The organism is Sulfurisphaera javensis (genome assembly GCF_041154675.1).
Classification (GTDB): Archaea; Thermoproteota; Thermoprotei_A; order Sulfolobales; family Sulfolobaceae; genus Sulfurisphaera; species Sulfurisphaera javensis.
The window spans coordinates 1,275,564-1,285,387 of sequence record NZ_AP031322.1 but is presented as its reverse complement, the minus strand read 5'-3'; the positions used below and the strand labels follow the sequence as shown (position 1 = coordinate 1,285,387).

The following is a 9,824-nucleotide window of genomic DNA, read 5'->3' as shown; positions in this document are numbered from 1 at the left end:
TACTAATGACCTTTATATCTCCTAAGTATAATAAACATTATCACTGAAATTATTAATATTAATATATATACAGTATAAGCTAGATTATAATCATTTGAAGAATTACTAGAATCTATATAAGATGGTAAAGACACTACTGATTCGTTTATATAACTTACATTTCCAATTATCTTTACCATTTGTGATTGTGAAGATATGATTAATGTCATGTTGGATGCGAATAGATAAGTTACTTCGATTAATGTTTTGTTATTAGAAACACTTATGAGTGGCTTTTGTAATATTGAATTATTTGTGTATGTAATATTTAATTTTGAATTATTAAATATGCATATAGCAACATAAGTTAAATTAAATATAACGTCTATCTTAAGAGGGATATTTTTATAATTTTCGATAACATAGATATTTAAGATATTATTAGTTGCTGGAATATTATAAGTATAGTGACTAATTAGAGTCATTGATGATGTTGGTAAAGATAATAAAACAAGAACAAGTAAACACATATTTATTAAGGTAATAAAGATATTAATATTAGGCATGTCTACCTATCCCCAAGGATACCCTAATCCTTACAATTGGAAAATGATACTAATATCTCAAGCACTAATGATAGTATTATCATTCGTACTATCATTATATCCTCAATATTTCTTACCCGTATATATTCTTTATATAATTGTTATCTTGGGAATTACCAGCGTTATGACAATGAGAAGTAATCCGTTATTAAGCGAGAGGAAATATTTATCTGATATCACTAATGCTAGAACCCTTTTTGAAGAAAAGAAAGCTGGGGAAATACTTCAAAAAGACGAGGAATATATGAGGAAAATGCAAGAATTTGCAATGGCTAACTTTAAATCATTTATGTACATGATAATATATATTATAGCGATTTTTGTATTTTACGATGAGGTACTATTAAAAATTGTAAACGGTGTAATCGGTTATGAAAGATTATTAGTGTATATAGCATATTTTGAAGCATTATTCTTGTTTAACATGTTTGTCTATAGAAGATTAGTAAAAGTACAAATGATGGAAGTTATGGCACCTCAAAGTTATAAAATAACTGAAAAAGGGATACTTTCAACTGATAAAAGCGGAATATTCTTACATTCAAGACACTTAGTAAACGCAGAAATTAGTGAAAATAGAGAGAAAAGGTATATAGAAATACACTCATCCACGTCAAAATTACCTTTCAAAATAAGATTATATACTACTGAAATAGATAGACTGGAAGAAGTATTAGACAGAGTTAAAAAACTAGAGTTAAGAAGACAACAATCCTCTAGTAGTTGAAAAATGAAAATGAGAATATGAAGCTAACACGTTATAAACTGTAGCTCCATCTTTTCTTTCCCAAATGCCTTTTCCTACCCTGTTTTTTAATGAAAATTTTACATCTAATCCTACGTTTATGGCCTTAGATACATGAAATTCATGACCCCTAATTATTTCACCTTGTTTGCTTAATATATTGTCATACAAAGTCTCCAATTCTGTATAACCTATGGTTAATTTATCTTTGGCTTTTATGCTAATGTCAAATAAATTTACCATATTATAACTTTTATCTTCTATAATCTCTCTCGATAAATACATTAAACCGCCACATTCTGCTAAAATTTTAGTTCCTTTTTCTGCTTCTTTTTTAATCCAGCTCTTGGTTTTAGTAGCATTTTCTAATTCTTTCAGATGTAATTCGGGATAGCCACCACCAATATAAATTAATTCAACATCTTTATCCACTTGTTCATTCATAATAGGACTAAAGAACTCTATTTCATACTTTTTTCTAAGTAAATCTATATTTTCTTCATAGTAAAAATTAAATGCTGAATCATACGCTATAGCAGCTTTACCTTTATTTACTCTCTTATCTTCCTCTTCAAAAATATCTGGTAATGTCTCAGCATTTTTTGCTATTTCAATTATTTTATCGATATCTATTGAATTCTCTATCTCTTCTGCAATTATGTTTAAAGTATCATTAGCTTCCCTATAATCTTCAGTAGTGTAAAGTCCTAAGTGCCTAGAAGGAACTACAAATCGTTTATCATACTTTACATAGCCTAGTACTTCTACTTCATTTACAGAATTTTTGCAATAATTATAGTGAGTCTCTGAACCAATCTGATTAAATATCACTCCTAGGATATTTACATTTTTGTATTCTTTTAGGCCTTTTACTATTGCTCCTATGGTACTGCTTACATTACTACAATTCAGAACTAAAATTATTGGAGTTCCAGAAACTTTTGAAAGTTCATAAGTGCTATAATTTGTATCTATACCATCATAAAGTCCCATTACGCCTTCAATGATTCCTATATCATAACCTTTACCATATTTCACTAAGCTTTTTATTACGCCTTCCTTACCCATTAACCACAAATCAAGATTAATTGAAGGTGAACCAGAGGCTATTTTGTGGTACTTGGGGTCAATAAAATCAGGACCTACTTTAAATCCTCTGACTTTCATCTTTTTAGATAAAATTTTCATTAAAGCTGAGGAAATTAAAGTCTTACCAGAATCGCTCCTATCTGAAGAAATGATTATACGAGGAAACTCCATAAGAAAAAATAAGAAAGTGATTAGATTAAATAAATTTGGGAAAGTGAATATGCGAATAGTTTATGATGATGTGAGAGATTTAAAAGCAATAGTTCAAGCTTTACTTAAACTTGTTGATGAAGCACTATTTGATATAAAGCCAGATGGGATACAGTTAATAGCAATAGATAAGGCTCATATTTCTCTCATAAAGATTGACTTACCAAAAGAAATTTTCAAAGAATATGATGTCCCAGAAGAGTTCAAATTCGGCTTTAATACTCAGTACATGAGCAAGCTTCTTAAAGCGGCTAAAAGAAAAGAAGAGATTGTTATTGAAGCGGACTCTCCAGAGATTGTTAAATTAACATTAAGTGGTGCTCTCAATAGAGTGTTTAACGTTAATAACTTGGAAGTATTACCACCTGAGGTACCTGAAATAAATCTAGAATTTGATATAAAAGCTTCAATAAATGCTAGCGGATTTAAAAATGCAATTGGTGAAATAGCCGAGGTATCAGATACTTTATCAATAACTGCTAATGAAGAGAAAGTGGTTGTTAGAGGAGAAGGCGAAAATAAAGTTGAAGTAGAATTTTCAAAAGAAACTGGAAGCCTAGCTGAAATAGAATTTAATAAGGAATCTTCATCATCGTATGATATAGAATATTTAAATGATATAATTTCACTCACAAAACTTTCGGACTATGTTAAGGTAGCGTTTGCGGAGCAAAAACCTATGCAACTTGAATTCAATATGGAAGGAGGGGGGAAAGTTACTTATTTGCTTGCCCCCAAATTATCTTAATGAAGTTAGAAACTGCGTTAATTGGAAGTTATCCAAAACCAATAAAAATAGCAAAAATAATATCAAAAAGAAATAATGGGAAAATATCTGAAGAGAAATTTCAAGAAGAAATATATAAATTTATGAACAGTTTCTTCTCTATGATGAAAGACTTTAAGGTAGATTTTTCTACGGACAGCATGATTGAGTGGGATGATATAGAAGATTTAACATATTCTTTTCTAAGCAATGTGCAAAAAGAAAGTCTGACAAGATTTTTTGATAATAATTTCTATTACAGACAAATAGTAATAAAAAATAAGCTAACTTACAAAGAAGATAACAATTATATTAAATACTTTGAAAAAGCAAACGAACTTGCAAAAAGTCATGGAATAAAATTAAAAGCAGTAATTTTAGGTCCACTAACTTTTCTTAAGCTTTCTGAAAACCAATATTATAAAAACGAGGAAGAACTTATGAGAGATTATGCTAATGCGGTAAACTCTTTGCTTTCTAACATAAGAAGCGATATAATAGAAATTCATGAACCTTCAATTTTTCAAAAAGGAATAAAGAAAGAAATTCTTGAATTATTACCAGAAATTTACAAGTCTATGTTAGCAAATATAAATTATGAAGTTCATCTATTATCCTATTTTGACATAGACTTCGATAGAATTGAGTATTATATGAAGATCCCAGCAAACATATATGGATTTGACGTAACAGAAAACAACAAAAATAAACTTGGAAGACTTTATCAGCTATTGAAAGGAAAACAGATTTACTTTGGAGTTTTAGATTCTAGAACAACTAAGATGGAAAAAATAGTAACTATAAAAAGGATAGTTAACACTGCAGAGGAAAAGGGAATTGAAAGACTCATAATAGGAAATTCTTCATTTAATGACTTTATACCAGAAATAATAGTCCAGAAAAAATTTAAACTATTACAAAAAGCTAAGGAGATGATAATGAATGGATGAGCTACCAATTCTTCCTACTACAGTTATAGGTAGTTATCCCAGACCTAAATGGCTAAGAGAAGCAATTAGATTACATAAACTCGGCAAAATATCAGACGAAGACTTACAAGAAGCTTTTGATGATGCTGTAGTCACAGTATTAAGAGACCATCAAATAGCTGGGGTTGATGTACCAACTGATGGAGAGATGAGAAGAGATGAAATGGTAGAGTTCTTTGCGGAGAGATTAGCTGGATTTAAATTTTATGGTCCAGTAAGAGTTTGGGGAACTAATTATTATAGGAAACCATCAGTTGTTGGAAAAGTAGAATATATAAAACCAATGTTAGTAGATGAATTTCTCTTCGCAAAGTCAGCATCGTATACAGAAAACCTAAAAATAACTATAACAGGTCCTTATACAATCGCTGAATGGTCTTATAATGAGTACTATAAAAACAAAAGGGATTTAGCTTTTGATTTAGCAAAAGTGATTAATATAGAAATTAAAAACCTCATAGAGGCTGGAGCTAAAATTATTCAAGTTGATGAGCCAGCTATACATACTCATAAAGATGAAGTTGAATGGGCAATAGAAGCAGTTAATGAGTCTATAAAAGGTATCAATGTGAAGGTTGTTATGCATGTCTGTTATGGTGAATATAAGTACCTAGAACCTTACCTAGATAAATTAAATGTAGATCAAATAAATCTTGCATTAAAGAACTATAACTATGAACCAGTAAAGCTATTTACTAAATGGGATAGAGAAATAGGAGTTGGTGTAATTGATGTGCATAATAGGAGAGTTGAAACTGCTGAAGAAGTTGCTAAAGACTTGAGAATGCTACTGAATTATTTTAAGCCAGAAATGATATGGGTAAATCCAGACTGTGGACTCAAATTATTGCCAAGAAAGATAGCATTTCAAAAACTAGTTAACATGGTAAAAGGAACAAAGATTATAAGAGAAGAACTTAAAAATAAGGGTTATAATACTACTTCGTTAAAGCCATTAGTAAATAGGTGAAGTATTGTGAACAAGAAAAGACCTAACGGTAAATCGCATTCAACAAGACCCGTTAGAAGTGGTGCCCCAAAGTGGGTAAGGTTTACTAGAGAGGAAGTAGAATTACTAGTAGAAGAATTAGCTAAGAAAGGATACTCTCCAAGTATGATAGGATTAATTCTTAGAGATCAATATGGAGTTCCTCTAGTAAAACAAATTACTGGTAAAAAAATAACTACTATTCTTGAAGAGAAAGGATTAGCACCAAAGATCCCTGAAGATCTATTTAACTTGATTAGGAAGGCTGCAAACGTGAGAAGACATCTTTTTGAACATCCTAAAGATAAAAAAGCTAAAAGAGGATTAGAGGAGATCGAGTCCAAAATAAGAAGATTGGCTGAGTATTATAAAAGAGTAGGAAAATTACCAATGGAGTGGAAATACGAGCCAGAAAAAGCAGAACTATTGGCCTCCGGAGCTACGTAAACTTTCTTCAACTCTCTCTTTCAAGATCTCAGCAACTCTTTTATCTATTCCTATAGGATCAGCAATAATTATTTTTACACCCTTTATTTCTTCTAACTGTTTTGGTATATCTCTCTTAAAATGAGTTCCAGCAGCAAAAAGTAATGGAACAACAACAATTGTATCCGCTCCTTTAGCTACAAGATTTTTAGCTGCTTCAGTTATACTAGGCTGATTAAATTCTATAAAACCATATTCAACTAAATCAAAATATTTTCTTAACAGATTAGCATATTGAATAGCCACATCTTGCCACTCTTTTATTTTACTTCCATGTAAAACTAGTAAGACACCAAGCATACGTAATTTATATACTTCGATTTTAAATACTTGTATTCTAATTTACCTTACCAAGTGATACTAACTTGCCAGACTTTAAAATTGTCATATCTGATCCGCAAACAAAAGAGCCAAAAATAAAGAAAGTTAAGGTTAAAACATCTGATCAAGTTCAATCTATACAAGGAGAGAAAGAAGGAAAAGCTTTACCAATAGCCAAACTTAGCCAAAAATTAAAGGAAGAACTTGGACTAGATACACTAATTACTTTACAGATAGTAAAGCAAGAAGGAGACAAAAAGGTAAAAGTAAAAACTCATTTTAAAGTTGAAATAGATAACAATATACCTGCAGATGAAGTCTGGATTTCACCAAGTATAGCAGAAAAATATGGAGCTAATGAGTTTGAGGCATTAGCCTATAGAACTAAATCCTTTCAAATTTCTATTGATCAATCAAAGTTAAGTAATTTAATAGGAGCTAAAATAGGTGATACTGTAGAGTTAAATATCTCTGGTTTACTATTTAAAGTCAAGATAACTGGTGGTTCAGATAATTCTGGCTTTCCAATGAGATTTGATGTCCCTGGAGGTGCAAAAAGAAGATTATTACTTAGTGGTCCTCCTGGGTTCTATCCAGACGAAGATGGAATAAGAAAGAAAAAAACTGTTAGGGGTAATATGATTACTCAAGATATAGTTCAGATTAACAGTATAATTATTAGGTGATTATCCTTTTGTCTTGGCCACAAGTTCAACCAGAAGTTAATATAGGTGTAGTTGGCTATGTAGATCATGGTAAAACTACTCTAGTCCAGGCTATTACTGGCGTCTGGACTTCAAAGCATAGCGAAGAATTAAAAAGAGGCATGACAATAAAATTAGGTTATGCTGAAGCTAGCATTGGCTTATGTCCTCATTGTAACAAACCAGAAGCATACGTAACAGAATACTCTTGCAACCAATGTGGCAGTGACGAAAAACCACAATTCCTTAGAAAAGTATCTTTTATTGACGCCCCAGGGCATGAAATATTAATGGCTACTATGCTTTCTGGAGCTGCATTAATGGATGGTGCGCTTCTGGTAGTGGCAGCAAATGAACCTTTTCCACAGCCACAAACCAGAGAGCACTTTGTTGCATTAGGTATTGTTAATATTAAAAATCTTATTATTGTTCAAAATAAAGTAGATGTTGTAAGCAAAGAAGAAGCTTATAAGCAATATAAGCAAATTAAAGAATTTTTAAAAGGTACTTGGGCTGAAGATGCGCCGATAATTCCAGTAAGTGCACTGCACAAGATAAATATAGATGCTTTAATAGAAGGTATACAAAAATATATTCCTACACCTAATAGAGACTTAACAAAAGATCCAATAATGCTAGTCATTAGAAGCTTTGATGTGAATAAACCGGGAACACCTTATAATGAATTAAAAGGCGGAGTAGTAGGAGGTAGCATAATTCAAGGGAAATTAGAGATAGGAGATGAAATAAAGATTTTGCCAGGAATAAGATATGAAAAAGCTGGTGGTAAAGTTGAATATGAACCAATGTATACAACTATAACATCTATTCGTTTTTCAGATCTAGAAGTTAAGGAAGCAAAACCTGGTGGACTAGTAGCACTTGGAACAAATTTAGATCCTTCATATGTAAAAGCTGATAGTTTAGTTGGAAGTGTTGTAGTTAAATCAAATAATAAAAACGTACAAGTACTATGGAACTTGAGAATAGAAAATTATCAATTATTAGAAAGAGTAGTTGGGGCAAAAGATTTAGTTAAAGTTGAAAACATAAAGAAAGGAGAGGTACTAATGCTTACGCTAGGTTCTTCAACAACTTTGGGTGTGGCAAAAAGTATTAAAAACGACGAGCTAGAGGTTGAATTGAAGAGACCTTTAGTAGTATGGGATAAAGATTTAAGAGTTGTTATAAGTAGACAAGTTAGTGGAAGATGGAGATTAGTAGGTTGGGGAATAATAAAAATTTAGGAGTAGTAGTAGATACTAATATTCTTCTATATATATATTACGGTTTTGATCCTTTTGAAAAAATAATACAATTCCTAGATTATAAACCAACTTTTTACATACCTAATGTAGTAATTAAAGAGTTAAACAAGTTTCTTAATTCTAAGAGTGTATTAATGAGTAAAAAAGCTAATTTAGCTTTGTTATATTTAGATAAGTATAAAACTTATTGGAAGAATATAGATGGTTACGAGAATCTAAGAGTTGATGATGCATTAATAAATATCTGCAAATATTATAATTTATTTTTATTTACAAATGATACTAAACTTAGATATAAGGCAAAGCGTGAAGGAGTGAAAGTTATTTATCTTAGACAGAAGAGTAAAAATATAAAGGTAGACATTATTATCTAGTCTGATATTTTATGTTTAAATTAATTAAAGCAAGAGGTATAATACGTATACCGCCAGAATATTTTGGACAACCTCTGGATGAAATAGCTCTACAAATTTTAAGACAAGAATACCAGGAAAAAATGGTTAAGGATTTAGGTTTAGTTTTAGCTGTATTAAATGCTAAAGTAAATGAAGAAGGTTATATTATATTTGGAGACGGAGCTACATATCATGAAGTAAGTTTTGAAATGTTAACTTTTGTTCCAGTAATCCAAGAAGTTGTAGAAGGAGAAGTTAACCAGGTTGATAATTATGGAGTATATGTTAATATAGGACCTGTAGATGGTTTAGCTCACATATCTCAGATAACTGATGATAATTTAAAATATGATCAAAATAGAGGTATTCTCTTTGGAGAAAAAAGTAAGAAAGTTATTCAAAAAGGCGATAGAGTTAGAGCAAGAATAATTAGCGTATCTACTAGTGGAGGAAGAATGCCAAGGATAGCTCTTACGATGAAACAACCTTATTTAGGAAAAATTGAATGGATTACACAAGAGTTGACAAAGGCGAGCAAGTGATGCCAGAGAAAAATAAAGAGTTTAAAGCTTGCAAAAATTGTAGAGCATTAGTCCCTTCAGATACTCCCAAATGCCCAGTCTGCGGATCAACAAGTTTTAGTGACGATTGGAGCGGTATGGTAATTATCATAGATCCCTCTTCAGAAACCGCTAAACTACTTGGGGTAACAATACCTTGGAGATACGCGATAATAGTGAAGTAGAGTATTGCTTTGTAATGCCTGAAGATTTGAAAAAGGAATTATCGAGACCCTACGGTTTTTTATTTACTGATAAAAATTCGCTCATAAACTTTCTTCTCTTAAATAAAGGTCAGAGAATAATTACTGTAGGTGACGTAGTAACAGAAACTTTGAGAACTAATGGAATAATTCCTTTTTTATCTATTATTGATGGGAAAACAAAAAGAAATATAAAAATTGATCTAAAGGAAGATCATTTAATAAAAATAAGAAATGAAAAATCAACAATAAGATTATCGAGTATTAAAACAATTAAGGATATTTTAAATGAAAATTACAGTAAAAAGAGTATAATTTTAGTTGATGGAGAAGAAGACTTACTTGTTATTCCAGTTGTGCTTTTTGGAAGAGATAAGGACATTATAATCTATGGGCAACCTAATGCTGGAGCTGTAGTAATAATTAACAACCAACTTACTAGGATTAGAGTGAAACAAATATTAGAGAAATTTTACGTAAAAAATTGTTGAAATCCGACCTGCGCGGGCTCATCAC

Annotated in this window: 14 protein-coding genes; 11 read left to right on the top strand and 3 right to left on the bottom strand. The window is 30.9% G+C overall.

The genetic code is table 11. The features are described from left to right. Nucleotides 1–2: 2 nt before the first annotated feature. Nucleotides 3–509, bottom strand: coding sequence for a hypothetical protein (locus ACAM25_RS07005; protein ID WP_369609028.1), 507 nt, complete (start codon nt 507–509; stop codon nt 3–5). Between the two features lie 34 nt (nt 510–543). Between ACAM25_RS07005 and ACAM25_RS07000 the strand changes: the two genes are divergently transcribed. Beyond that, nucleotides 544–1,311, top strand: coding sequence for a DUF2208 family protein (locus ACAM25_RS07000; RefSeq protein ID WP_369611578.1), 768 nt, complete (start codon nt 544–546; stop codon nt 1,309–1,311). Here ACAM25_RS07000 and ACAM25_RS06995 read toward each other — a convergent pair. Continuing rightward, nucleotides 1,282–2,589, bottom strand: a complete 1,308-nt coding sequence (locus ACAM25_RS06995) for a cobyrinate a,c-diamide synthase (protein WP_369611577.1) — start codon at nt 2,587–2,589, stop codon at nt 1,282–1,284. The genes ACAM25_RS07000 and ACAM25_RS06995 overlap by 30 nt on opposite strands. A gap of 49 nt (nt 2,590–2,638) precedes the next feature. Here ACAM25_RS06995 and pcn point away from each other — a divergent pair, with 49 nt between their 5' ends. From pcn to ACAM25_RS06975, 4 genes are read left to right on the top strand one after another with little or no spacing between them, the layout of a single operon-like run. Beyond that, the gene (gene pcn / locus ACAM25_RS06990; RefSeq protein WP_369611576.1) at nt 2,639–3,376 is read left to right on the top strand and encodes a proliferating cell nuclear antigen (pcna); all 738 of its coding nucleotides are present in this window, start codon (nt 2,639–2,641) and stop codon (nt 3,374–3,376) included. Further along, nucleotides 3,376–4,344, top strand: coding sequence for a 5-methyltetrahydropteroyltriglutamate--homocysteine methyltransferase (locus tag ACAM25_RS06985; protein WP_369611575.1), 969 nt, complete (start codon nt 3,376–3,378; stop codon nt 4,342–4,344). Before pcn ends, ACAM25_RS06985 begins: the two co-directional genes overlap by 1 nt. After that, on the top strand, nt 4,337–5,353 hold the full coding sequence (locus tag ACAM25_RS06980) for a methionine synthase (protein ID WP_369611574.1): 1,017 nt from the start codon (nt 4,337–4,339) through the stop codon (nt 5,351–5,353). Before ACAM25_RS06985 ends, ACAM25_RS06980 begins: the two co-directional genes overlap by 8 nt. A gap of 6 nt (nt 5,354–5,359) precedes the next feature. Beyond that, a complete protein-coding gene (locus tag ACAM25_RS06975; RefSeq protein WP_369611573.1) occupies nt 5,360–5,818 on the top strand; it encodes a 30S ribosomal protein S15 in 459 nt (152 codons plus the stop codon). Here ACAM25_RS06975 and ACAM25_RS06970 read toward each other — a convergent pair. Further along, the gene (locus tag ACAM25_RS06970) at nt 5,795–6,157 is read right to left on the bottom strand and encodes a CbiX/SirB N-terminal domain-containing protein (RefSeq protein WP_369611572.1); all 363 of its coding nucleotides are present in this window, start codon (nt 6,155–6,157) and stop codon (nt 5,795–5,797) included. The two genes, ACAM25_RS06975 and ACAM25_RS06970, sit on opposite strands and share 24 nt — an antisense overlap. A gap of 65 nt (nt 6,158–6,222) precedes the next feature. On the opposite strand from ACAM25_RS06970, the gene ACAM25_RS06965 reads away from it, so the two are divergent. The 6 genes from ACAM25_RS06965 to ACAM25_RS06940 are packed head-to-tail and all read left to right on the top strand — an operon-like array spanning nt 6,223 to nt 9,799. Beyond that, nucleotides 6,223–6,864: a 30S ribosomal protein S6e gene (locus ACAM25_RS06965; RefSeq protein WP_369611571.1), complete on the top strand. Its 642-nt coding sequence runs from the start codon at nt 6,223–6,225 to the stop codon at nt 6,862–6,864. A gap of 8 nt (nt 6,865–6,872) precedes the next feature. Then, nucleotides 6,873–8,129, top strand: coding sequence for a translation initiation factor IF-2 subunit gamma (gene eif2g, locus ACAM25_RS06960; protein WP_369611570.1), 1,257 nt, complete (start codon nt 6,873–6,875; stop codon nt 8,127–8,129). Further along, complete coding sequence (locus ACAM25_RS06955) at nt 8,093–8,524, top strand: PIN domain-containing protein (RefSeq protein ID WP_369611569.1); 432 nt, start codon at nt 8,093–8,095, stop codon at nt 8,522–8,524. Before eif2g ends, ACAM25_RS06955 begins: the two co-directional genes overlap by 37 nt. A gap of 11 nt (nt 8,525–8,535) precedes the next feature. Then, nucleotides 8,536–9,087: a DNA-directed RNA polymerase gene (locus tag ACAM25_RS06950; RefSeq protein WP_369611568.1), complete on the top strand. Its 552-nt coding sequence runs from the start codon at nt 8,536–8,538 to the stop codon at nt 9,085–9,087. Then, nucleotides 9,087–9,290 (top strand): transcription elongation factor subunit Spt4, encoded by a 204-nt coding sequence (spt4, locus tag ACAM25_RS06945; RefSeq protein ID WP_369611567.1) that lies wholly within the window; start codon nt 9,087–9,089, stop codon nt 9,288–9,290. Before ACAM25_RS06950 ends, spt4 begins: the two co-directional genes overlap by 1 nt. A 14-nt stretch (nt 9,291–9,304) precedes the next feature. Continuing rightward, nucleotides 9,305–9,799, top strand: a complete 495-nt coding sequence (locus tag ACAM25_RS06940) for a GTP-dependent dephospho-CoA kinase family protein (RefSeq protein WP_369611631.1) — start codon at nt 9,305–9,307, stop codon at nt 9,797–9,799. Nucleotides 9,800–9,824 lie beyond the last annotated feature (25 nt).

Excerpts from the sequence above, each read along its gene's own strand:
- ACAM25_RS06955 (WP_369611569.1), top strand. The coding sequence starts at position 8,093 with ATGGAGATTAGTAGGTTGGGGAATAATAAAAATTTAGGAGTAGTAGTA.
- spt4 (WP_369611567.1), top strand. The coding sequence starts at position 9,087 with ATGCCAGAGAAAAATAAAGAGTTTAAAGCTTGCAAAAATTGTAGAGCA.
- ACAM25_RS06980 (WP_369611574.1), top strand. The coding sequence starts at position 4,337 with ATGGATGAGCTACCAATTCTTCCTACTACAGTTATAGGTAGTTATCCC.
- ACAM25_RS06950 (WP_369611568.1), top strand. The coding sequence starts at position 8,536 with ATGTTTAAATTAATTAAAGCAAGAGGTATAATACGTATACCGCCAGAA.
- ACAM25_RS07005 (WP_369609028.1), bottom strand. The coding sequence starts at position 509 with ATGTGTTTACTTGTTCTTGTTTTATTATCTTTACCAACATCATCAATG.
- ACAM25_RS07000 (WP_369611578.1), top strand. The coding sequence starts at position 544 with ATGTCTACCTATCCCCAAGGATACCCTAATCCTTACAATTGGAAAATG.
- ACAM25_RS06985 (WP_369611575.1), top strand. The coding sequence starts at position 3,376 with ATGAAGTTAGAAACTGCGTTAATTGGAAGTTATCCAAAACCAATAAAA.
- ACAM25_RS06995 (WP_369611577.1), bottom strand. The coding sequence starts at position 2,589 with ATGGAGTTTCCTCGTATAATCATTTCTTCAGATAGGAGCGATTCTGGT.
- ACAM25_RS06970 (WP_369611572.1), bottom strand. The coding sequence starts at position 6,157 with ATGCTTGGTGTCTTACTAGTTTTACATGGAAGTAAAATAAAAGAGTGG.
- pcn (WP_369611576.1), top strand. The coding sequence starts at position 2,639 with ATGCGAATAGTTTATGATGATGTGAGAGATTTAAAAGCAATAGTTCAA.
- ACAM25_RS06940 (WP_369611631.1), top strand. The coding sequence starts at position 9,305 with ATGCCTGAAGATTTGAAAAAGGAATTATCGAGACCCTACGGTTTTTTA.